At 37.7% G+C, this 25529-nt stretch carries 18 protein-coding genes; all 18 read right to left on the bottom strand.

Annotated elements, in window-relative coordinates; all coding sequences use genetic code 11:
- Window positions 1-60: 60 nt before the first annotated feature.
- Window positions 61-1341 carry a UDP-N-acetyl-D-mannosamine dehydrogenase gene (gene wecC, locus ACJJJA_RS05645; protein ID WP_444888144.1) on the bottom strand — a complete coding sequence of 427 codons (1281 nt, stop codon included), beginning with the start codon at window positions 1339-1341 and terminating at the stop codon, window positions 61-63.
- Window positions 1342-1391: 50 nt separating this feature from the next.
- Entirely contained in the window at window positions 1392-2537 is a 1146-nt protein-coding gene (gene wecB, locus ACJJJA_RS05640) for a non-hydrolyzing UDP-N-acetylglucosamine 2-epimerase (protein ID WP_444903970.1), read from the bottom strand.
- 25 nt (window positions 2538-2562) lie between these two features.
- Window positions 2563-3018, bottom strand: coding sequence for a hypothetical protein (locus ACJJJA_RS05635; RefSeq protein WP_444903969.1), 456 nt, complete (start codon window positions 3016-3018; stop codon window positions 2563-2565).
- 633 nt (window positions 3019-3651) lie between these two features.
- A complete protein-coding gene (gene rfbA / locus ACJJJA_RS05630; protein WP_444888141.1) occupies window positions 3652-4560 on the bottom strand; it encodes a glucose-1-phosphate thymidylyltransferase RfbA in 909 nt (302 codons plus the stop codon).
- A 141-nt stretch (window positions 4561-4701) separates the two neighbouring features.
- Entirely contained in the window at window positions 4702-6261 is a 1560-nt protein-coding gene (locus tag ACJJJA_RS05625; protein ID WP_444903968.1) for a polysaccharide biosynthesis/export family protein, read from the bottom strand.
- A 157-nt stretch (window positions 6262-6418) separates the two neighbouring features.
- Window positions 6419-7654 (bottom strand): KpsE/RkpR family capsule polysaccharide export protein, encoded by a 1236-nt coding sequence (locus ACJJJA_RS05620; protein ID WP_444903967.1) that lies wholly within the window; start codon window positions 7652-7654, stop codon window positions 6419-6421.
- Between the two features lie 11 nt (window positions 7655-7665).
- Complete coding sequence (locus tag ACJJJA_RS05615) at window positions 7666-8352, bottom strand: ABC transporter ATP-binding protein (protein WP_444903966.1); 687 nt, start codon at window positions 8350-8352, stop codon at window positions 7666-7668.
- Window positions 8349-9140: an ABC transporter permease gene (locus tag ACJJJA_RS05610; RefSeq protein WP_444903965.1), complete on the bottom strand. Its 792-nt coding sequence runs from the start codon at window positions 9138-9140 to the stop codon at window positions 8349-8351. Before ACJJJA_RS05610 ends, ACJJJA_RS05615 begins: the two co-directional genes overlap by 4 nt.
- Before the next feature lie 1285 nt (window positions 9141-10425).
- On the bottom strand, window positions 10426-12693 hold the full coding sequence (locus tag ACJJJA_RS05605) for a glycosyltransferase family 2 protein (RefSeq protein ID WP_444903964.1): 2268 nt from the start codon (window positions 12691-12693) through the stop codon (window positions 10426-10428).
- A gap of 1009 nt (window positions 12694-13702) precedes the next feature.
- A complete protein-coding gene (locus ACJJJA_RS05600) occupies window positions 13703-14698 on the bottom strand; it encodes a hypothetical protein (RefSeq protein ID WP_444903963.1) in 996 nt (331 codons plus the stop codon).
- Window positions 14699-16241: 1543 nt separating this feature from the next.
- The gene (locus ACJJJA_RS05595; RefSeq protein WP_444903962.1) at window positions 16242-17210 is read right to left on the bottom strand and encodes a hypothetical protein; all 969 of its coding nucleotides are present in this window, start codon (window positions 17208-17210) and stop codon (window positions 16242-16244) included.
- Between the two features lie 141 nt (window positions 17211-17351).
- The gene (locus ACJJJA_RS05590) at window positions 17352-19028 is read right to left on the bottom strand and encodes a glycosyltransferase family protein (protein ID WP_444903961.1); all 1677 of its coding nucleotides are present in this window, start codon (window positions 19026-19028) and stop codon (window positions 17352-17354) included.
- Between the two features lie 19 nt (window positions 19029-19047).
- Window positions 19048-19701: a hypothetical protein gene (locus tag ACJJJA_RS05585; protein WP_444903960.1), complete on the bottom strand. Its 654-nt coding sequence runs from the start codon at window positions 19699-19701 to the stop codon at window positions 19048-19050.
- Window positions 19702-19911: 210 nt separating this feature from the next.
- A complete protein-coding gene (rfbB, locus tag ACJJJA_RS05580; RefSeq protein WP_444903959.1) occupies window positions 19912-20970 on the bottom strand; it encodes a dTDP-glucose 4,6-dehydratase in 1059 nt (352 codons plus the stop codon).
- Between the two features lie 174 nt (window positions 20971-21144).
- Window positions 21145-22017, bottom strand: coding sequence for a dTDP-4-dehydrorhamnose reductase (rfbD, locus tag ACJJJA_RS05575; RefSeq protein WP_444903958.1), 873 nt, complete (start codon window positions 22015-22017; stop codon window positions 21145-21147).
- 154 nt (window positions 22018-22171) lie between these two features.
- Window positions 22172-22720 (bottom strand): dTDP-4-dehydrorhamnose 3,5-epimerase, encoded by a 549-nt coding sequence (rfbC, locus tag ACJJJA_RS05570; protein ID WP_444903957.1) that lies wholly within the window; start codon window positions 22718-22720, stop codon window positions 22172-22174.
- Window positions 22721-22769: 49 nt separating this feature from the next.
- Complete coding sequence (gene rfbA, locus ACJJJA_RS05565; RefSeq protein ID WP_444903956.1) at window positions 22770-23708, bottom strand: glucose-1-phosphate thymidylyltransferase RfbA; 939 nt, start codon at window positions 23706-23708, stop codon at window positions 22770-22772.
- Between the two features lie 98 nt (window positions 23709-23806).
- Window positions 23807-25441 (bottom strand): polysaccharide biosynthesis/export family protein, encoded by a 1635-nt coding sequence (locus tag ACJJJA_RS05560; protein WP_444903955.1) that lies wholly within the window; start codon window positions 25439-25441, stop codon window positions 23807-23809.
- Window positions 25442-25529: the final 88 nt, after the last annotated feature.

Genomic DNA, 25529 nt, shown 5'->3' with positions numbered 1-25529 from the left:
GCCTATTAATTAAATATTATCGATTATAAGTTAATATAAACAACACTCAAGATATTCAAGTTAGCCAAGGAGTCCTACGGAATCAATGACAATATTTTTAGACTGAATTAATCGTATCTTATTAGAAAATTCGTTGTGTTTAACCAATACACAAACTATATCTGATTTTTCTAATGCCTTTTCCAAAGGAACAAGATTAACGTTTATATCATCAAGTGTGTTTGGTAGCGAATCAATGTTCGGTTCAACAACTTGTACTTGACAACCAAGTCCAGAAATTGCTGTTGCAATATTTAAAGCAGGACTTTCTCTTAGATCATCAATATTCGGCTTAAAGGAAATTCCCAAACAGGCTATAGTGATGTCACGACTAGTGTAACCAGGAGTTTCATCACAAATCTGCTTTAGAGACTCCTTAACCTGATCTAATATCCATTCAGGTTTGTGATCGTTGACTTCACGAGCTTTACTAATTAATTGTGCTTCACCTGGACATGAATCAACAATAAACCATGGATCTACTGCAATACAATGACCGCCTACACCCGCCCCTGGCTGTAGGATGTCAACACGTGGATGACGATTGGAAAGAGAAATGAGTTCCCAGACGTTAATGCCTAGCTTGTTACAAATCATAGACAGCTCATTTGCAAAGGCGATATTAACATCCCGAAAACTATTTTCGGTAAGTTTTGTCATTTCTGCTGTCCGTGTAGTGGTCACTAAGCATTCACCCTCAACAAATACTTGATAGAGAGATTTCGCAAAGTCTGAGCATTTCCGTGTCATTCCTCCAATCACACGGTCATTTTCAACGAGCTCTCGAATGACATGTCCAGGGAGAACCCGTTCAGGGCAATAAGCAATACGTATATCAGAAAGCTCTCCATGTGTTTGCGGAAAAGTCAAATCAGGACGAGTATCAGCAAGCCACTCCGACATTTTTTCTGTAGTTCCTACAGGTGATGTAGATTCAAGTACAACGAGATTGCCTGGCTTTAATACTGGTGCTAAAGATTTACATGCAGTCTGAATAAAATCCAAATTAGCCTTAGGGTATTTTCCCTGCTCTCCTGTTGTGAAAGGGGTAGGAACTGCTATCATAAAAGCATCTGCAGGTTGTGGATTAGTTGTTGCTTGTAGATAACCTTCTGTTACTGCTGCATGTACAATTATATCTAATTCGGGCTCCACTATATGTATATTGCCCTTGTTTATCGTCTCAACAGCTTCCTTGTTTACATCTACACCGATTACCTTTTTTCGTCTTGAAGCGATTACAGCAGCTGTCGGTAATCCAATATAGCCTAATCCAATAACAGAAATAGTTTCAAGCTTCATAAATATCCCTATCTACTCTTTAAACTTATCCCAAAAAAGATTAATAATGTTTATATATTTTTAATACCTTTTAGGTCTTGAAAACTGACTAAAGCATTTAATATCCTGTCACATGCTTCACCATCACCATAGGGATTATGTGCATAGCTCATATTCTTATAAGCCTCATTTTCTGTAAGTAAAGTAGTTAATTCTTTGGTAATCCTATCAACTTCGGTTCCTACTAATTTTACTGTCCCAGCTGAAACTGCTTCGGGTCGCTCGGTAGTATCCCGCATCACAAGTACAGGCTTTCCTAATGAAGGAGCTTCTTCTTGTATACCACCTGAATCAGTCAAAATTACATTAGATTTGTTCATCAAGTATACAAATGGAAGATAATCCAGAGGATCGATAAGATAAATATTGCTTATATTTTTTAAAAGACTATTCACTGGATCCTGGACATTAGGATTTAAATGAACAGGATATATAATTTGGCAATTTGGATGGGCTTTTGCGGTAACAGCTAGAGCTTGACAAATTCGTTTAAAACCATCCCCGAAACTTTCTCTTCTATGCCCTGTCACTAAAATTAATTTCTTACTCTTATCAATGAAGGAAAATTTTTCATCTAATTTTTTGAAAAGTAACTCATCGTTATCCAGTTTACGTACTACTCCCAATAGAGCATCTATTACAGTGTTCCCTGTAACAAAAACCCTATCTTCACTTACTCCCTCTTCTAGCAAGTTTTTTTTAGAAGTCTCAGTAGGTGAAAAATGAAGGGTAGCCAGCGCTCCTGTTAGCTTCCTATTTGCTTCTTCAGGCCAAGGTGAATATAAGTTACCGGTACGTAATCCAGCCTCTACATGACCAATAGGGATTTGTTTATAATAACAAGCTAAAGTTGCAGCAAACGTTGTTGCTGTATCACCATGTACCAAAACAATATCTGGTTTCGCCTCTTCGAGAATCTCACGCATTCCCCTCAATATAGCTACGCTTATATCTGTTAGGTCCTGGCCAGGCTTCATTAGATTTAAATCATAAGTAGGAACCAAGTTAAAAAGAGTTAGTACCTGATCTAACATTTCCCTATGTTGTGCCGTTACACAGACTTGTACAGAAAATCTAAGGTCTCCCTGTAGTTTCAAAACCAAAGGAGCCATTTTTATTGCTTCAGGACGAGTACCAAATACAACGAGCACATTCATATAATGTATTCCTTTACAAAAAAAACTATCCTTTTTTATCCATAATTTGATATTCAAATTCATGGCAACGGCGAACATACTTTTCTAGAAGACGCTGTGTCTCATCTAGTTGTTTAACTATAGTATTGGTCACTTTTACATCATCAACATCATAAGAGAGTAAAGTTTCGAAAAAAATCTTCTTCGAGATATTTATATTTTTATTTTTGACCGGCTTTATTACACGTCCTTCACGTCTACCAAAAAGCAAATAATGCACAAGAGGATTTACCTTACTCTGCTTCACATCAGGATATCTTTCTAGATAACTATCACCACAAAATAATTCTGAAGGACTTCTTCCCATCCTCCATCCATAGCGAAGGTAATGTTGTTCGGGAGAGAGCTTTACAGCTTCTACATCAGAATGCTGAGAAAGATACCAATCAGCATCAAACAGAGAGGATTCCTTAATCAATTGAACTTGATATTTCTCATCCATTACAGTTCACGCCGCGAGTTAAAAGAGTAATTTTGATCCTACTTGCAAAGTAGAAAACAGTGTCTGCTATGAGTCAATTCACTATTTTCCTAACCGCCATTTTAATCAGTATAAGTCAATTGATTTTCATTCTTTTGGCATTCATAATCACTTCTTTTCAATATTAATCTTATATATGCCATTTTGTATGCACATTCAATTATTGGTATATAGCTTTTACTTTACACCAAGTAAGAAAAATTGGATTCTTCTACTTCTTAATCAAAAGGACCACTAATTTAAAACTGCCAATTTTTGGCGGCTAAGTCAGTCGTAATTATTTTGCCTGTAAATATAATTATTAATCTCAGGAAATCTTTTCAATTCATACAGATAATTTAATTTGACAGTAAACCAATTTGAATCAAAAATTCCAAGGTAAAATTGCGCCAATCCAAACTTATTTCCGGCAGCGGTCAAATTTTATGCAAGTTAAAAATGTCAGATCAATATCGTTAGAAAATCGCACTAGTAAATTTTATTACCAAGAAAGAAATATTCTGCTTTCATGTCTCTTTGGAGTCTGAGCTTGTAATGAAAGATTTAAACGATACCGATCAAATATTAGTAATTTTTCAGTATATTATATTGTTATCAGCGCTCAAATACATGATCTCTAACAGATTCGTCAAGCAGCCTCATCAAGTATTCTCCATAGCCACTTTTCAGCAAAAGCCTTGCTTGGACCTCGAGCTCATCTTCAGTAATAAATCCTTTACGAAAAGCAACTTCTTCAGGGCATGCAATTTTTAAACCCTGACGTCTTTCTATTGTTTGTACGAAATGCGCAGCAGCTAATAAGTTATCATGGGTGCCAGTATCAAGCCAAGTAGATCCACGTCCCATTAGCTCAAGATTAAGTTCACCCCGATCGAGATATATTCGATTCAGATCGGTAATTTCTAATTCACCTCGACTACTTGACCTGATTTCCCTAACTAGTTCACAGACTTGGTTATCATAAAAGTATAAACCTGTAATCGCATAGTTAGATTTTGGCTCCAGTGGTTTTTCTTCGACACTGATAACTTTACCATCAGTATTAAACTCTGCTACACCATATGCCCCAGGATCAGCAACTCTATAGCCAAAAATTGTTGCACCCTGCAGCCTTGCATTAGCTCTTTTTAACAAATCACTAAATTGGTGAGCATAAAAAATATTATCGCCTAAAATCAAGGCACTTGAATAATTACCAATATGGTTTCGTCCAATAATAAATGCTTCAGCTAAACCATTTGGGGAGGTCTGTTTTGCATAAGTGAGGTTTACTCCCCATTGAGAACCATCTCTTAATAGTGTCTGAAATAGACATTGATCTTGTGGTGTGGTGATAATGAGAATGTCTCGAATCCCCGCCAACATCAAAGTAGTTAGAGGGTAATAAATCATTGGCTTATCGTAAACTGGTACCAGCTGTTTACATACGGCTTTTGTCAATGGATATAGCCGTGTACCAGTTCCACCAGCAAGAATGATTCCTCTACGACCCGTATCAGACATACCCTCAATTCCTCCCTGGGCTTACGTGAGTAGCTAAATTAGTCTAAGGCAATCCATAGTTAAAATATTTGAAAATCAATGTACATTTAAATTGTAAATCCTCTAGCATTTTGGGATCACATTTCAATTAATAATCCTATTTTAAAAAGAAAGAACTGCTGCAGCTCCTATGGCTATACGATATAAAATTTCCGTAACATCTTTAGTTACCTGAAGTTCACTAGAATTAAATTCTGGCATTACCATAATTTCATCGCCTGGACGAAGTTCATCTCCTAATCGAGAATCAAAGTCTTTTTTATTAATACGATTGATGGTTCCATCGAGATGCAATATAACTAGTTCATCTTGATTGGCATTGTTAGCAAAACCTCCTGCTAACTCAATATAATTCTCTAAAGTAAGTTTTTTGTTATAAACTAAAGATGTAGGAAATATTACTTCTCCGACTACAGAGACTGTCGAAGATTTTACTGGCACTACTAATTTATCACCATCTTCAAGTAGCATTTCTGATGAGTTAGGATTATTAGCAATCACCACCTGCCCCCTAGGTTCTACTTTACGGGCCTGCTTAATAAAACTTTGAATCATAATGGCACTATCTTTCTGTGTGCTTTTTTCTAAGTCTGTATTTGGTTGACGCGTTAATACCTCCATCTGAAGCGCGTCTAATGAACGATCAAGTGCCGTACGCTGTTTTTCAGCTACACTTTTACGGTATAGCTGTATCGACTCTTGATCAGCATCTTCCCTATAACGTAATTGAGCTAATAAATCGTTCAATTTTGAGCCGAAAGGTAGTATGTATGTTTCCGGGCCATCTAATTCACCAACAACTTGAACAGAAATGCTATGTACATCGTTATCGCGGACTAGTTCAATCATCGCCCCAGGATATAGTTGAGTTGTCATTGCCTCATCTAGGGGTAAGTAACTTGCTTCTTGAATGCCATCTTTAACTTGAGTTATACGGGCAAAATTTGCTTGTGGGTCAGGTTTACTTACAAGTAACATTTCACCCAGTTGGGTATAAGGGCCTGTAAACTCCATTTGAGCTGCCTTTTGAACAGCCCCTTCAACTGTTACTGATCCTTTGCGTGCACCTACCACAATTACATCGCCACTACGCAGTTGCAGTGCAGGCATTATCCCATCTACTAAAAAGTTATAAAGGTTTACAACCTGTATTAAGTTTCCTTGACGAGTAACTTTAATATCAACAAAACTTCCACTTTGTGGATCAATACCATCTGCACTATCTAAGTAGTAAAGTATAGAATCAGAACTATATCCATTATACAGACCTGGATTATTTACATATCCTGTGACAAAAACCTTAACCGGCTGACTGGCCTCTAGATTTGCATACGCGCGCACATTATTTTTAAAAACTCTTTTAACTTGATTCAATACAACGTCATTCAACTCTCCATTCTTGACACCAGCAATATGTACTGGACCAACTTCAGGAATGAAAATATTTCCTTTAGGATCAACAGGCAAAGTGGCACTGAAACTGTAAGCGCCCCAAAGCTGTAAATTAATCTGATCACCTATTGTTATACGATAATCCGGATTAAATCCATTAAATGGTTGATCTTTAAAAGCACCCTGAAATAATGATTGTCCAAATACCGGTACTGTGGGCTGAATCCTATCAATAGAGGAATCGACATTTTCTAAAATCTGTGTTTCCAACGTTAAAGCTTCACTACAGAAGAATATTGATAGCAGGCAAATTTTTAGTACTAGTCTTCTTATGTTTCCAGTATTCATAATTAAATTTTGACTAAGTAAAATGTCTGGATAAGGTTTTTAATGTCACATTGGTTGAGTAAGTTCAAAATATTGAATTTCATGCTCGATGATCTCGAATACTTGCATCTAGCATCACCCCAATGCCGTACAACAATAACAAGACAATTGTTAAGCTAATCAGATTATAGAGCCTATGTGGATATTCGGCCTCCTCAGCTAAAGAAGGTTGTGTAACAACCATAAGATGTTTTAACTGCCCTGATGCTTCCATTCGTGCTGTTTCCAATGCTTTAAGGGACGCTGCATAAGCGTCTGTAGCAAATTGCAAATCTAGTTCAAGATTCTGGAAGCGTGATCCTAAAGTATTGAGACGCTGTTCACCTTCTTCATCACCGATGCCTACCAGCCTGATTTTTTCTTGTTCAATTTGTTTTTGTAAAGCACCTATTTCAGCCTGCATAGAGACTATTTGAGAAGAATCTGCATTTAAATAACTTTTGGCAGCCGTAAGCTTTGCACGTTGCTCTGCCAAACGAGCCTCTAAACTTTGAATAATACTACTTATCCCTTTTGTTAACTCTTCAGGACTAACTACATTATTATTGTTTTGAAAGTCTAGGATAGATTGTTTTGTAACGCGTAGCTTTTCCTGTGCGATATCAACTTCACTCTTAACAAATGCAACCTGTTTTTCTGCGAGCTGGTTACTTACCGAATTTACAAAATCCTCTGCTTTTTGAGTCACAGTCTCAACAAGTAAACGTGCAAAAGAAGGGTCAAAAGCTTGCATTTCTATAGTGATAATTCCAGTTGTTTCATCATGTGCAACCACTATATGCTCTCGATAATATTTAAGATAATCCTCTTGAGTAGCATCTTTATCTAAACGAGAAAACATATCAAGATGAGCACCCTGATAGTACTCCACTAATTTTAACTCTCTATTCAAATATTGGGCCATATCTAATGACTGAATATAATTCACCACCAAAAAAGTATCCTGATTATCAACTTTCATTCCGGGAATTAAAAAACTCATTGATGAAGAGGAAACTTGGGAAGATGCAGTATCTTTAACAATTAGTTGTGTATTACTTACATAACGTTCTGAAACGAAAAATATGTAATATATGCCAACAAGCGATAGTGGAAAAATTACAAAAATTAGGAAAAAAAGATACCGTTTAAAAAATGGCAGTAAACGGTTCACATTTATGAAGCTTGCCGTAAAGGGAATTACATTTCTTATCCAACTAGATATGGACAATATAGAAGAAATCCCAATTTGATTCTTTTTTAACATAATTGAATTGCTTATAGCATCAATATTCATAGTTAACACATTCACTTCGATTTTATATTTGTTAAGTTTGGCATCGAAGATTGGTACAAGGTAATAGCTTCGTGAATCGACTGGCAGACTCTTACCTGACCATTTTCTATATGGATACCTGCATCACAGTTTTTTTCCAAGATAGGCATTGTATGAGCCACAATAATGAAATTAGACGTTCTGCGTTTTTCTGCAATAATCGCTTCACATTTTTTACGAAAATGTGCATCTCCAACTGACATTACTTCATCTACCAAATAAACATCGAAATCAACCGCAACACTTAGACCAAATGCCAACCTCGATCTCATTCCAGAGGAATAATCTTTAATTGGTAAATCAAAATTGTCATTAATTTCAGAAAATTCTCTTACCCGATCCATTACCTTACGTTTGCTTGCTCCCCAAATACCATGTATTCCGCAAACAAATGCGACATTTTCTCTTCCTGTCATACTTCCCTGGAAACCTCCTGACAGTCCCATAGGCCAGGATATTCTTTGATCTGTTTCAACTCTTCCTGTATCTGGATAATCAATACCTCCCATAATTTTTAAGAGAGTAGATTTTCCAGCGCCATTACGGCCTAAAATACCGATATTTTTACCTTCGGGAAATATAGCACTCACATTTTCGAATAGTATCTTACGTCCATTAGGAGTACGAAAAGACTTAGTTAGAGCTTCAAGTTTAATCATTGACTGCGTATCAAATCTCGCCAATTAGCACGGTAAACTAAAAGTCCGAGAGCAAGCATCCCTATCGATGTAAATATGAAATATTTAAAATCGGAGAACTTCCCCTCATAACTTGCGAATAGACCTTCCCTAGTTAACTCAATAACATGTACCAATGGATTCCAGATTAAATATTTATGATATTCAGTCGGTATTTGCTCTAATGAATAAAACACTCCAGAAATAAAATATAAAGGCCTCACACTTAGTGAGAGAACTTTTGAAAATTCGGGAAGTCTCTCACCTACAACACACATAGCCAGGCTAAGACCAAATGCAAAACAAAAGAAAAGTATATTTACTTTAACAAGTAATAAAAAATCTCCAAAAGCTACTTTGACATCGAACCATGCTAAAATAGCCAACAACGTTATCATGCACAATATATAGATAAAGAATTCTAATAACACCCTACTCAGAACAGCATCAAAAGGGCGTAACTGGCGATAATTAAACAAACCACGATTAGATGATACTGCTGCCAAACCTTTTTGAAAACAATGACTAAAAAATAAGAATGGTGCTATTCCACCCAACATAAATAACGTGGTTGGAATACCAGGATAAAATTCTCTGCCACGAAAATTGAAAATCATCGCCAGCATCATTATGTGTAATGCTGGCTCAAGCAAAACCCACGCATATCCTAACCGCCACTTACCGAAACGGGTCTTCATCTCACGCACAAGTAATGCATAGATGACATCTCTTTGTATTTGCCAAATAGTGCGTGAATCTGAGGGTCTCATAGTAATATTTTATTAATTATTCACTTTTTTATTGAGAACGATGCTAAAGCTAGCATTAGTTATAGCTAATTTTATTGGTAATGCCACATTATTCTTAAAATGGCGCAATTTCTTCCCATACCATGTCGTGTAATTTAACCCATGGCTTTATGATTTGATCTTAAAGTCCATATTTCTTTTTCATTCCTTTTTTACTTGGTACGACATTAACATTTTTAATGATTTGCCTAACCTAGTACTTGAATTACATTCTCAAGTTCGCTTCATGAAAATTACTATACAATTGGCACCACAATCATGCTCATGGCACTTAACCGTCCTATATGCTGCTTAGAGGTTACCTCTAAAAAATCGTTTATTTCGATATGGCCCAAGAATGTTTTCTACGCCTAATAATATATGAACCCAATTCATCCTCGTACATAACACATCACCTTTTCAACTCCAGATATACTTCTTGTCATTTTTTGGGAATAGGTTTTTCAAAATTTTCATATGAAATAATAGAGGATAGATCGGCAATAGTAGGTCGATTAAAGCCTTAATAAACTTGTGATCAATTGAAGTTGATCGAGCTATGTCTTTCAAATCTAAGACGAAGAGTAGAAGTTCAAACACCAATTAATAATCTAATATACTTTGAAAGTATCAAATATATTTCGCAAACCGGATCAGGATTGAAATATTTTACGTCACACTTACCTTTATTAGCTTTTTATTGAAAAGACTTTGATTTCAGGGGGTTGGATCCAAGGAACCTCATTGAAAGTATATAGAAAATTTCTAGTGTAACTAGAAATACAGGCCTTTCAGGTTTCATCTACGAATTAAATACAAAAAGGTCTTTGAGCGAAAAACCTAAGTCACTTAAAGAATCAAAGCGGGAGGTGGTAATAGATGTGAACAAATGTCAATTAGAAACACTACTGCCTAGGACCCCCTGTGAAAGTAGAATTATCTTACTTACTAATATTTATTATGCATAATATTTAAAGATTTAGCGTATGACAATATAATTAACTATGACCTCTAAAAGATACCATGGCAAGTTGAAAACCCTTTTCAATTTTTGCATAAGAATAAAAGCCTTAGAGAAGAATAGTAGAAAGCACAGAGAGTATACTCTGTGCAAGATTGGCAAACTGAATTATATATATCTTTAAAGTTTCTATCCTTTGATAATTAGGTTAAGCAGCATGTTAGTTCGAGCCCAACTAATTTAATTATTTCCTATAAATAATTGTTGTTAAATTTTAACTAATATCAGATCCAGATACTGCTAAATTTAGGCTAACGAAAAATCTTCATGCACAAGCGTCAGGTTTGGGTTGTAGGCTGGATCTGTATCCAATTGATCTCCCCAGCGATCCCGCATATATTCCGCCTCTTTCTGGGCTCGACGTCGCTTAGTGAGCGTGTTGTCCGCTCCACGGGATACTGACTCATGATGATAGAGTTCTGCATAAGGAGTCCACAAATTCCTATAACCTGCTTCTCGAACCTTTAAACATAAATCTACATCATTAAAGGATACCGCCAGATTTTTTTCATCTAACCCACCGACTTGCTCAAATACTTCTTTACGCAGAAGAAGACAAGCCGCTGTTACCGCTGAAAGGTTTTGTACCAAATGCAAGCGTGAAAAGTAACCATATTCATTGCGACTGAAATATTTATGTGAGTGACCAGCCACGCCACCAATCCCCAGAATTACACCGGCATGTTGAATCGTATCGTTGGGGTAATATAGTTTGGCTCCTACACAACCAATTTCAGGCCTCAGCGCCTGACTCACCATCTCAGTCAACCAAAGGACGTTGATAGGCTCTATATCATTATTGATCAATCCTATAATTTCCCCTTTAGCCAAACTTACACCATAATTATTAATGGCTGAATAATTAAATGGGTGATCCCACCGGTGGACAGATACACGTGAATCGGTATTTCTGATTTCATCAAGGAACTTTAACGTTTCCTTGCAGCGACTTTGGTTATCTAAAATAATTAGTTCAAAATTGGAGTAGTTAGTTTTGGAAAGAATAGCCTCAACACAAGGCCTAAGGATATCAATGCCGTCTCTTGTCGGTACCAGAAGACTCACTAACGGAGCTGGCTCAGGAATAGACCAGCGGACCCGATAGCTATTTGGTGCAGTTCCAGGCTCGGCCGTTGCACTTAGCTTTTCTCGTTTTAGGTAATCAGAGACGGCTTGTAAACCCGCAGTAGCGGCATACCCCTTTGCATTGCTTTCTTGTGCTGTTGATCCGCTAATGGCTCTCCAATGGTAGAGTATCTCATGGATATGAACCACATTATTGTGGTGCAAGTATGGCATACAACGTAATAAAAGATCATGGTCCTGGCTACCCTCAACTCCCATTCGGTAACCTCCAACTCGATTTACCAAAGACGTTTTAATAACAGTCAGATGGCATATATAATTCTGTGATAGTAGTAGATCTGGATTCCAATCTGGTTTGAGATGGGGATCAAATCGTTCACCCTGCTCGTCAATTTTGTCTTCATCACTATAAAACAATAATGCCTTCGGATTTTCAGAAATGGCCTCTACCACCCTTAGTAAAGCATGGGGAGCAAGAACGTCATCATGATCTAACTGTGCAGTATAATCCCCTTTAACCAAGGATAAGGAGCTATTGCTTGCCGCTGATATATGACCATTATTTTTTCGGAATTCTACTTGAATTCTATGATCTTGTGCTTGATATTTTTCCAAGCAATTTCTTACCTTCAAGTTCTGAGAAGCATCATCGGCAATACATAGTTCCCATTTATCGTAACTTTGCCTAATTACAGACTCAATACAATCTATCAATAGATCAATATTTGAATTAAAGGTGGGGAGAATAATCGAAATTAGAGGTTTTTCCTTAATCTCTGTGATGTCTTTAGAATCGGTATATGGAGCTTGATTTTTAGACTCAACTTTATCGATCCATTCTGCATAATCACAACTCTGCCGCTTTTTGGTAAAAGTCCCGGAATAGTACTGTAAAGCCAATTCTTTCCAGTTATAATTTGTCTCTCGAGCCTCTTTGCGAATATATTGTAACACATTAGCCTTACCCAAATTTCTAAACTTAAAATGCATATTAGATAAACGCTGGGCCAAACGATCATAGGCAAACTGCGGTGGCAGTATTACTAACCGAAAATGACGCACAGAGAAATGTCCCATGGACTCCATAGGATCAAAACGAAGAGCTTTGGCTCTAGCCGATAGATATATAAGGCGCTTGGTGATCTTGCCAGCCTTAATTGGAATGAAAACGCTATCCAACTCATTAAAACCTTGCCCAAAGTCAAAATAAATTTTTGCATCCAAAAAGGACTGATCATGGTGAAGTTCTATTTCTACCATATACCAACCAGATCTGACTCCACGTCCTTTTATCAAGAACTGTGGGTCCATTCCTTTTGAGCGCCAATCAAAATTTTTCTCACCACAATCATTTCTCTCAATTGTTTCTCCAGGCCTGAGTCTGCAGGCTAAATCAATGTGAAAAATGGACTTTATAAATTTAAACACAGACAATTAATTCCAATATTTGACTCTACGCTATAAGGCACTATTCATATTTAATATAAAATTTTATTACATAGTCTAACACTGATACTTTCATGTGCCTGGCCATCAGTGCTTTTATTCGTCTATATATTACTTTTTAATTGAAATTAAAATTTACCTTAATTATCACCTTTCGATATATCGCCTCAATCATATCTTCTCTTGTCAATATCTTATCCCGTTTGAAAAACACTAAGTGAGGTCAATTGAAAAAAACTTCAAAAAATATCTTAGCTCGTGTACACAACGTCTCCTAGATATTTCCTTCTAATTTCGAATAGATGAATTTTCGGTAATCTATAAAATATTAAGGTGATCACAAGTAATTCTCTTCTAAATCACTCAACGACATGATTTTCTTTAGCAAAGATAGGAAGATACCAGAGGTATACATTCTTAGTTTTTTACTTTATGCTTATCACTTAAGAATGATAGATGAAATACCCCCAAAAATTATTTTTTAATTAGTAGACCTTTAAATGATTTTCCAATTTTATCTTAAAAATTTCGCAGAGGTCTTAAATCTCTCACTTTTCTCCCCAAATAGGGGCCTAGATAAGCTATACCACCTATTTACTAGCGCCTTAATCTGAATCTATGCGATCACACTGATTACCGCCTTTAAGAGCTTCCTATTTTAAGATTTTACTAATATTAAATCGCCTTTACAATAGCAACAGGTAATAGAGCAAAGTCATGCCTGTTCACTATTTTGATTCAGCAGAATTTCACTTTTGCGTTTCGATTGTCTGATTGATCTTTTTCCAAAAAAAAATTTTACGAAGTTAAGATTATTTATCATCGTAATCTATATTTAATTTTTTAAGGCTAACCACTTGATGGTGTACAACCTATCACAAACTAAAATTAGTTTCATTATTAAAAATATATAAGATACCTTGTTTCACCTAATCTTAAACAACCACTAGAAAAATATCACCGGTAAATTGAAGCAAAAAACATTTAGTGATTATTCGGATTCTGCATTCATCCAATCATGCCATTCTTTAATAGTCATCCAACGATCAAGATCATGAAATTGTATGGGCCGACCATTTAGAGGATAGACATCATCTCTAACACGAACATTGATGATGTCCGTCGGAACTATCCCTAAGGGCTTCAGGTCCACTTCGTAACCACACTTACCTGTAGGGTGTATATTGGGTTTTCTAAGATGCTCCCGATAAATATTTGCTTCGGCTGAGGTCACAATTTCGCCATTTACCTCCACCTCCACGATAACGGGGTTTAGGTGGTGCAAACCACGGGCCCACCCTCGGAGTAATCCAGTCTTTAGCAAATCCATATTTACCCCGCCACGAGACTTAGTAATACGTGTTTTGTCTAAATAATCCTTAGGGTCGGGAGAAATAAACTGCAATGCCTTATTGTACTGATCTGTAGTGGGGTTTAGGCCTGTAAAATTTAATAATTCCCTTACGAAATCTTCCTTATGGCGTATTAATTTGTCGGATGAGACCATCATTGTAGGGCATGTTGTTTGTTCTAGAAAATTTAACATTAGAGAATAATCATCTAAAGCATTCCGTAAGCCATGTTTAATATCTTGCTTCATGGAAATTGAATTTCGATTGGCTACGGAAAACAAGTCACGAAATACAAAAATGAAATGGGGGTTTCGTAATTTTGATTCGACTATTTTTGCTTGATTTAAAATTGATGGTCTCTTCCAGCCCCAAACATCATGGGTAGCATTATACTCTCTTACCACATCCACTAACCGTTCTTCACTTCGACCTTCAAGAGCGAGACTTAACCGCAGATCTTCAAAGACTGGTGAATGGCACCTATCTCCCATGTGAAGTCCCAGGGCATTTAAGGCCCCAGCTACAATTGACGTCCCTCCGCGTGCCACTCCAATTACAACTATAGTTTTATCAACAATTTTTACAGGGGGGGTGGTTACCATAACCCCCTTATTAATCAATGAATTATAACTCATGATCATTCTTTAAACTTTTCTGAAAAAACATTTTATGTTAACATTTCGTTGAACTTTTAACTCGATATTATTATACATCGCGCTCATACTTAAATGCAAAAAATGAACATAAAATATCGATTTGTTGTCAGAATATGACCCGCTGAATACAAACGTCTTATATCTTAAGTTGATTAAAATTAGCGCTCAATTCTCAATGATTATTTTCAATTAGTGTACCTCATGAAAAAATAATTTATTTTTTCAAATAATTTTTTAAATATGATATTTTTGTCATATTTGTTGAAAACGTAAATATTATTTCAGTTCGTTATTTGGCAATTTGATATTGATCATTAGTCGATAGAATATCGAAATATTTGGGTGCAGTCTAGCTGATACTTATTCGATCACAAAACCCATATGTTTTGATTTTTATTCTTACGAAATTTTTTTATGGGATTTAAATCAATAGATGTTGGGTCAATTTTTTCATCTTATTAAGATATTTCATTTTGGTTTTCTCGATTAATCATATTGCTTAACCAAAGATAAAACTAACTTCAATTGATTTGCTGTTATTTATGCCTTATTGCAGATTTAGTTATTAGCTAGATACTACATCACTATTATCCCAACATTTTCTCTTATAGTTACATGTAAAATATGATATAAATTAAAAACCCATACGGCATTCGACACACCTATCGCGACATTACCTTTATCAGCCCTAATTGGTTTAATCTTCAAATATTCCCATCCTACAAAATTTTATAATCTGTTTTCTTGGTAGATTCTGCCACTAGATCTATTTTAAAAAATCAACTTTATTTTATAATTAAGGCATTCTTATGGGTCGTAAAACCTATCTTAGAGTTTTAAAAATTGATCTATTAGCTTGAAATGACTATTTAAATTTCTATAACCAAAATTTTAAGAGTGAATTTCTTTGCAATTTAATCTTTATTTAAATTTTTCTCTATCTAGATTTTGAACTTCCAATAACATTCACTTGTGAAAAATACCCATTAAACTAAAGATCGTTCCTGTATGCTAATATTAGCATTACTGAATATCTAGACGATTATTCTCGTATATTTATCTAAGGCCCCAATGATCTAGTAAAAGATCAAGTTATTGATCCAGTGGGAATGCTGTTAAGTCAGATGTAAAGTGCACGTCTAACAGAATAGACAATATCAAAATATACTCTGTCATCTGTTTAAAATAATTCATAGCACTCACTGACTAATTTTCAACACTATCTGCATAGATCTAAAAACTGAGCTCTAAGTACCTTCAAAAAATTAGCACCATAACTATTCTACGTGTATGCTTTAGCCCATTCCCTAACTTTGGAAATGTGATTAAGAAGAATTAGGATTTCTCGGAAGCTTCGTAGAACAGAAAATATCTCAGCAATATTCTTGTAAGCAAAGCTTCAAAGTAAATAGTAACACCATTAATTCTATTAAAGAAATCCAAATTAATCTTTACTACAATCTCCAGCAGATTGAAAAATACTTAAAAAGTTTAATTTAGAGAACATTGAAAGCAGCTTAAATTATTCATCAGTAAACAATTCAAAAGAATCACATTTCAATATATATTCGCTTATATTTGGAGGCGCAAATTCACTTAGTCTTGAATATTTTTCAAACAAATCTCCACCAAGAAAATTTGATGGATTTTCACCAAGAAAATTGACTAGGTTGTTATTTGTATCTCTCCAGTGCTCGACAATTTTTCGCGCTCCACTCGGGTATCCCCACGCTCGTTTTTTGAATAAATCTTGCATTACTTCACTTTGAAGTAATTTATTATGTAAGCTCAAATATTTTTTACGACGAATTTTCTTTTTCTTTGTGACATTTAGCTGACGGACAAGCTCAAGAAAGTCTATTGGTGGGGAAACATTAACACCTACATTGGGTGTAATGAACTCATCAGAATTAATATCTAAGTTGGCTGAAGTTAAAAACTCAGATAGGATATCTTTCTTGGATCTATCATAGTCTGAAACCCTTACATCAAAACCTGAGTCTTTCCACATTCTTACTTTTTCATAAAAATTGAATTTATTGCTAAAATCCAAAAACTCCCTGAAACTTTCCACCCCACCCCATTTTAAGTGCTCCATATATAAAGACTGAGCATAATCTATTTGGTTCCTCAAAAATAAGATTACGCAGACCTCAAAATCCTTCAAGACTTCTCTTAAATTTGAGCATAATTTTTTTGACAAATTAAAATCGAAATGCTCACTAGAAACTAATATTTTTTCACTATTTGAAGATGAAACTTCATGAAAGAACTGATCCACAACTCCATTTAAGCGTAAGGGATCAAGCTCCTCATTTTGAAAATGGAAACCTAAACCCTTAGCCAGCCAATAATGATGACTACCCTCAAGGCCTGTTTTTGGATATAAAATTCCTCTACTGGAAAGCAGCTCTTTATTTAAATGGAAAACTTGCTGTAAAAAACTAGTTCCAGTTTTTTCTAAACCAACATGTAATATAAGTTTCTTCACAGGTACGGGGCACCAAATTTATATGTAATTAGAATTAAATCCCACTAAAAGCCATTAATCGCTAAATTAATTTCACTAGATACAGAAATATCATGAAACAAGCGAAAGACTAATTAACATTCATCCATTCACAAAAATAAACTACCAAAATCGGCTAGGTGAATATCTTAACCAATTATCAAAATTACTTACTATTGACCAATCATTTGGGACTTGCTTAATTTCTGTTGAGAAAACCCTATCATCATCACTTACACCCAACTCCTTTAACTGTTGAGCTAAATTGGCAGCTTGTAGGTCTCCACGCCATTTCATCGCTAAATAATAAGCACCTGAAAGCATCTTAATCGTTCGACGTTTTTCATCTTGCTCATTTTTCGAAAGGAATCTTGGAGTGACATCATGAAAGAATCGTGCTTTAGGGCATACTTTTAAGTCAAAACCCGCAGCTTTTACCCTCCATGAGAGATCTACATCTTCACAATACATATGAATATTAGAGTCAAACCCACCAATCTCGTTCCAAATTTCTCTAGAAATAGCAAAAGCGGCTCCTGAAACCCAATAGGTATCTAGTGTAATAGGATCATGCCATTTTGGATGATCGACAGGCGCAGTTGGTGCCTCTATTAAAGCTCGCCCTTGGTTGTAAAAGTTAAAATTAATTAAAGCCTGAAAAAAACCGGGGAGCACGTACCCATCGGGATTGAGCCCAATATAAATATCATAACTTGGAAAGCAATTGTGCATTAGCGCATTATGCCCTTTACCAAAACCAACATTACCCTCTGGCGAGAAAATTAAATTATGACGTCCCAATACCTTTTCATAAATATCTATATTTTCTCGGTCGTTAACATAATATTTTACGACGACATCTAGATTTGAGTTTCGCGCAACTTCTTTTTCGATTGCAGTTTTAAACCGCACGGTTTCTTTTTCATTATTTTTATATAAGACAACACCGACAAAGCAACTGCCTAAACTTTTTTTATCGGTGTCCAGAAAGCACGGTAATGAATAATCTGAATATTTGCTAATACTTTTTGGACTGGCAAGTGTTTTATTTTTTGCGCAATAGGATAAGAACTGATAGGTAGAAAATTTTCCACTTTCAGGCAATCCTTCTAATACGCTTTTTTTAAATATCTCAGAAATCAAACCTGCGGATTCAAGTCGTCCTTCAGAGACCCCCCACTCAAGCAGATGACATAAAGGATCGACTTTCGCTTCTACTAAGTCTGGGAAAGTTTTCAAATATTCGTTCATTGAAAAAATCGGTGTAGTCTCCAGGCATAATAAGCTTGAAGTCCGACTCTCCATCAAACGCAAATATACTATTATTGGCAGCTCATCTTGGCACTCAAAATTTGATCTAAAAAAATCATTATCAAAGAGTGGATTTGGGGAAATATCCAGCTCCTGCAAAATTTCGTGAAGACTTGAATATTGACTTAGCACCTGCAAATCTAAATCATGTTCATTAAGCTCACTCTTTTTCAGTGATTTTTTTTCACGATACTGCTCACAAATAAATCTAATATCAACTAGTGGTGATGGTGTTCTTCCTTCATGAAAGCCATATTTTAAATAGTGTACGGCCGGTGGACCATCATAACCTTCCACATCCGGATACTTATTTAAATAATAATTACCGCAAAAAAGACCCGAAGTTGTTATTCTCCATAGTTCATTGTTCAAACAATAGTCTTCACAAGAGTACTTTCTTAACTCTTCAACACCGGAGAGTTTAATTTTTTCTACATATTCAGGATCGAATAAACGACTACTAAGTAGTTCCTTAATAATTTTATTCATACTATCGCCTGAAAAAATATTAAAAATCTGATGCATAGAATTTTACTTCAATCTTTGACCTCTGAGATAGAAGTTTTTCTCTATTAAACTTCCATATTTTTTGCTTTTCCTCGCCATCTACTCCATCTGTATCAGTTGGAGTAGAGTTACTTCCATCATTTCTCATAACATAACATCCAATTTTCACTCCTAACTGACTAAAATCGCAAGGTTTATTGCCTGCTATTCGTAAAAGAAATTCATAGTCCTCGAGCCTGGTCATATCATTTTGAAAATATAGTTCACATTTATCTATTCTTGATGTATCAATGATATATGAATGAATTGGACAAAAATTTTCTCTGAGAAGATCGAATTTATTTGTCCCCTGAAACGGTAACGACATCTCATAGATAAATTCATAATCTTTAAGCGCAATTACATTCGCCATCTCAACTGTTGCGAATGCAATCGAAGCATTAGATGCGACTAATGATTCAATGAGAGTACTGTAAGCATGGCTATACATATAATCATCATAATCCAGAAATGCTAAGTAACGATTCCTAGATTCGATGTGAGCTTGCATACCTATAGTCATTAGCTCTGATCTTGCATCATGATCCAAGCCGTCGTTGAAATTTATCACCCTAGGTTCTAAATGTTCGGAGAAAAACCAGTTCTCTGCGATCATTTTTTCAACCAAAGATTTATTTTTTTTTGTGAATCTCTGCAGAACAATTATCGGTTGCACAGATGTATTCGATTGTGAGTGCAGAGATTGTATTGCTCTTTCCAATAAATGCAGGGATTTTATATCATGAAATCTTATTACTGTACTTACGGTCATCCTAAATTTACCCAACAATATTAAATAGTCTCAGAAATTATTTTAGTGGTATTTTTAAAAATGATTCCACCATGAAACCTCATCTAAATACCACTTAATAGTTTTCTCAATACCGCTCTCAAAATTTTCTATTGGTTTATATCCCAGTTCTTCATTTGATTTTGTTGGATCAATGGCATAACGACGATCATGTCCGGCCCTATCCTTCACAAAGTTAACCAGACTCTGTGCTTTCCCTGCTATTACAGATGCCGCTTTGGGGTACTTATTAGCGAGTTCCGGGTTCTCAGCGAATTCTGAGTTCATTAGTTCACAAATCAGCGTAACAATGTCAAGATTTCTCCATTCATTAATGCCACCAATGTTGTAACACTCTCCCAAGTGGCCTTTTTTAATTGCTAAATCGATGCCTCGTGCATGGTCCTCTACATATAGCCAGTCGCGGATCTGCTGACCATCACCATAAATCGGTAATGGTTTATCCTGCAGGATATTAGTGATTACCAGTGGTATCAGTTTTTCAGGAAAGTGGTAAGGGCCGTAATTATTGGAGCAATTACTTGTGGTAACCTTCAGTCCATAGGTATGGTGATATGCACGCACCAAGTGATCTGATGCAGCCTTACTAGCTGAATAGGGGCTATTGGGTGCATAGGGTGTGGTTTCGCTGAAGGCGGGATCCTCAGGGCCTAGAGTTCCATATACTTCATCAGTGGAAACATGGTGAAAGCGGTGATTGTCTTTATTAACCCCGTCATCCAGCCAGACTTTTTTGGCGGCCTTAAGCAGGCTATGAGTACCGATAATATTGGTTTCAATAAATGCGTCTGGGCCACTGATAGACCTATCGACATGACTTTCCGCTGCAAAGTGCACCAATGTGTCAATTCTGTGCTCTTTGAGCAGCGTTTCTACCAAGTGCGTATCGCAAATATTTCCCTGATAAAAATAAAAATTAGCATTTTCCGCTACCGGCTCCAAGTTAGCCTTGTTACCAGCATAAGTTAGTGCATCTAGAACGACTACCTTATCTTGTGGGTAAGTGCTCATCCAATAGTGGATAAAGTTTGCGCCTATAAAACCAGCACCGCCGGTTACCAGTAAATTACTCATTTTTTAACAATTCTTTTTTGGATGTTTAGAAAACTAAAAGCGTATCTTTACAAGATTAAATTTTTAGTTCTTCAGCAGTTTCTGGTGTCTATTCAGTGCATGCGCCTTTCTCGCGTGTGTCACTTCATGCATATGGATGTCTACTAACATAAAGGACAGCATGACCTGAATTTTTTATGACGCAGTCTTTTCCTGTAAAACTTTGCGTAAAACCCTGCGCCAATGCTGTGGTTCAAGATTCAGATCATTCACCAATTTAGACTTATCCAGAACACTATAAGCCGGCCTAGCTGCGGGAGTAGGGTAATCTGAGGTATTGATTGGCCTAATTTCTACATTTGCCGCTTCCGCTAGTAGCTTAAGCTCCTTGGCTTCTTCATAGATTGCGACAGCAAAATCATACCAACTAGCGGTGCCAGCATCCGTACAATGGTAGATTCCGCATAAATCGGGCTTGCCTATCAATGTGAAGATTGTCTCAGCCAGTGTTTGGGTGCTCGTAGGTGTACCTATCTGATCCGCCACTACACCCAATTGCTTACGTTCACGCATAAGCCGAAGCATGGTGTTGGAAAAATTAGCTCCGTGGGCACTATAAACCCAGGCAGTCCGTAAAATGATTGCTTGTCGCAATACACTTTGCACGGCAGCTTCACCGGCAGCCTTACTTTCTCCATAGATACCCAGTGGGCACATCGAATCCTGGGGCTGGTATGGGGTGGAGCTTTGGCCATCAAATACAAAATCTGTGGAGATATGTATTAAACGAGCCTCCATTTCGCGACAAGCTTTCGCCAAGTTTTCTGGACCTGTCGCATTAGTGGCGAAAGCTTGCTCTCTCTCTGATTCCGCCTTGTCTACCGCTGTGTAGGCAGCAGCATTGATGAGAGTATCTGGTTGGTACTTATTAACAGCTTGCATAACCTGGTCACTATCTGTGATATCCAGATCGTTGCGATCTAGCGCTATCAGATCAATACCGGCTGGTTTGCGTTTTTGCAATTCCCTTGCCAGCTGGCCATTCTTACCGGTTACTAGGATTCTCATTCACTTATTCACATTGAATTAGGTTAGGCCAGTGGTACCCGGCCCTAATAGTGGAAACTAGCGGCGATAAAGCCTGGCATTCAGAATTATATACCGGGCCCCACTGATAGTTTATGGCTATACCTTTAGGTATAGGTCTCGTCTGCAACGAGCGTTACTGGAAAACAATCGCGTCTTTTAGATGTTTCCCCTCAGTATCTTTCGCTGAGAGCTTGGGTGCTTGGCCATTATTCAAGGGCCATTCAATCGCCAGATCAGGATCATCCCAACAAATGGAATGTTCATACTCAGGTGCGTAGTAATCGGTACATTTGTAAACGAACTCTGCCTCAGCACTAGTAACATAGAAGCCATGGGCGAAGCCTTCCGGTACCCAAAGTTGACGTTTATTTTCTGCTGAAAGCGTCACACCAACCCACTGGCCGAAAGTTGAGGAGCTTTTACGCAAATCGACCGCAACATCAAAGACCTCACCTTTGGTAACGCGCACTAACTTACCTTGTGTTTGCTTGGTTTGATAATGCAGACCACGTAGTATGCCCAAGGTAGACTTACTATGGTTATCCTGGACAAAGACTCTATCTGCACATTCCTGACTGAATAAATCTTGCCGAAAAGATTCGAAAAAGAAACCACGCTCATCACCAAAAACCTTTGGCTCCAGGATTTTCACATCAGTTATTGCAGTTTCTATCACTTTCATACTGTGTATTTCTTGATTATTAACAAGGCAAAGGAAAAAGGATGTTGTGCTAGAGAACAGCGGTCAATCGATGCTGAGTTAGAGCAGAGGTCTCTCCAGATTCTAGCAACAAGCTCATTAAATATTCACCATAACCGCTCTTCAAGAGTGGCTGAGCCTGCTTTTCCAATTGCTCGGCACAAATAAAACCTTTGCGATATGCCACTTCCTCAGGGCAGGCAATTTTCAGCCCCTGACGCCGCTCCATGGTTTGAACAAAATGCGCAGCCTCAAGCAGGTTGTCATGGGTTCCGGTATCCAGCCAAGCACTGCCACGGCCCAATAACTCAACATTCAGTTCATCACGATCAAGGTAGATATTATTGATATCGGTGATCTCTAATTCACCACGGGGGCTGGGTTGAACCTCCCTGGCCAAATCGCAAACTTGATTATCATAAAAATACAAGCCTGTTACTGCGTAGTTAGATTTTGGACGGGTCGGTTTCTCTTCTAAGCTAACGGCTTTGCCTGCCTTATCAAATTCTACGACGCCATAGGCTCTTGCATCGGCAACACGGTATCCGAAGACAGTAGCGCCTTCTTCCCGCTCATCTGCACGCTGCAAGATCTGACTAAAGTGCTGGGTATAGAAAATGTTATCTCCCAGTACCAGAGCACTTTTGTTGTTACCCACATGCTCACGACCAATAATAAAAGCTTGCGCGAGACCATCTGGGCTCGGTTGTATCGCGTAGCTGATATTAATTCCCCATTGAGAACCATCTTCCAGTAAGCGTTGATAAAGATATTGCTCTTCTGGAGTGGTAATGATCAATATGTCTCGGATTCCCGCCAACATCAGAGTTGTCAGCGGGTAATAAATCATCGGCTTGTCATAGACCCCCATCAACTGCTTACTGACTCCCCTGGTAAGAGGATACAGACGGGTACCGGAACCTCCAGCCAGAATAATCCCCTTTCTGGTTGAACTTCCCTTCGTGATCATTTTTTTCTCCTTGGAGCTATATATTGCTCACTACTTTCGCCTCCTCCTCTTCCTTTTGTATCTAAAAGTTATAAAAAAGAGGAGTTATCCGGTTCACCTTAGAAAGACAGTACTGCAGCTGTGCCCACTGCTATACGATAAAGAATTTCTGTGACATCTTTAGTCACCTGTAGCTCACTGGAGCGCACCTCTGGCATCACCATTATTTCATCGCCAGGGCGCAAGATATCTTTCAGACGGTTATCGAACTTCCTTTTTTTAACCCGGCTGATAGTGCCATCCAGGTGTAGGATCACCAGTTCATCTTGATTGGCGTTATTGGAGAAACCGCCGGCCATTTCAATATAATTTTCCAGTGTGTGACGCGCATTAAATACCAGTGATGTGGGAAAAATCACTTCACCCACCACTGAAACCGTTGAGTTCTTCAGGGGCACCACCAGCCTGTCACCATCTTCAAGCAACATGGTTCCAGCATTGGGATTGTTAGCCAGTACCACTTGACCGCGGGGTTGTGCTTTTCGTGCCTCAGCAATAAATTTTTGAATCATCGCCGCATTTTCAGACTGAGCGCCTTTTTCTAACTCAGTGTTTGGTTGGCGGGTAAGAACTTCCATCTGAAGTGCATCAAGGGAGCGCTCTAGTGCTGCACGTTGCTTCTTAGCCACGCTCTTACGATATAACTGCACTGCAGATTGATCGGCATTACCGCGATACTGGAGCTGCGACAAGAGATCTTCCAGTGTTGCACCGTAGGGAAGCACATAGCTGGCAGGGCCATCCAATTCACCACTTACGCTAACGGATATCGATTTGATGTCATTATCTCTAACCAACTCAACTCTGGCCCCAGGATAAAGCGCTGTATTCAGAGCTTCCTCTAGAGGTAAATAGCTGGCTTGCTGCTGATCATCGATCACTTGGGTAATACGGGCAAAATTAGCCTGAGGATCTGGCTTGGTAACCAGTAACATCTCCCCTAACTGGGTATAAGGACCGTTAAATTCAATTTGTGCGGCCTGTTGCACCGCGCCTTCGATAGAAACGGCTCCGTTACGTGCTCCAATAACAATGGCATCACCATTACGCAGCTGCAATGCGGGCATGCTGCCCTCGGTAAGGAAGTTATACAGATTGACGCTTTGCAACAGTTGATCACCACGTACAACTTTGACATCTATAAAGCTGCCACTATCGCGATCAATACCACCGGCACTATCCAGATAGTAGAGGATGGAGTCAGAGGAGTATCCATTATATAAGCCTGGACTTTTCACATAGCCAGTTACAAATACTTTGACTGGCTGACTCGCTTCTAGATTGGCATAGGCGCGCACATTTTTCTTAAATACGCCTTTAACCTGGCGCAGAACAAAATCATTGAGTTCGCCATTTTTCACGCCGGCGACATGTACAGGCCCAACCTCAGGTACAAAAATATTACCCTGGGGGTCCACGGCCAGGGTTGCGCTAAAACTATAGGCACCCCACAGCTGTAGGTTAATCTGATCACCTACGGTAATACGATAGTCTGGGTTAAAGCCACTAAAGGGCTGATCTTTAAAAGCACCTTGGAATAGGGACTGACCAAAGACCGGCACATTGGATTTGGGAATCTCTGTAGATTCATTCTTATCCAATAGTTGGGTTTCCAGGGCCTGGGCATTTGGCAAGGCAACGCCTGTCAGTAAGCCCAGTAACACCCCAAGAATTTTTAGTTTTTTTACGATCATTTTTTCGATCTTTTAGTTTGAGTCTCTATGTATAAAGTCTAGATTTTCTTTTCAATAATCCAGCTTTTTTAGCTTATCCCCGGTACCT

The sequence above is a fragment of the Microbulbifer mixtoriginis (SeqCode) genome, assembly GCF_052466865.1.
Note: the sequence above shows the minus strand (reverse complement) of the source record. Positions and strands in the feature narration are given on the sequence as shown.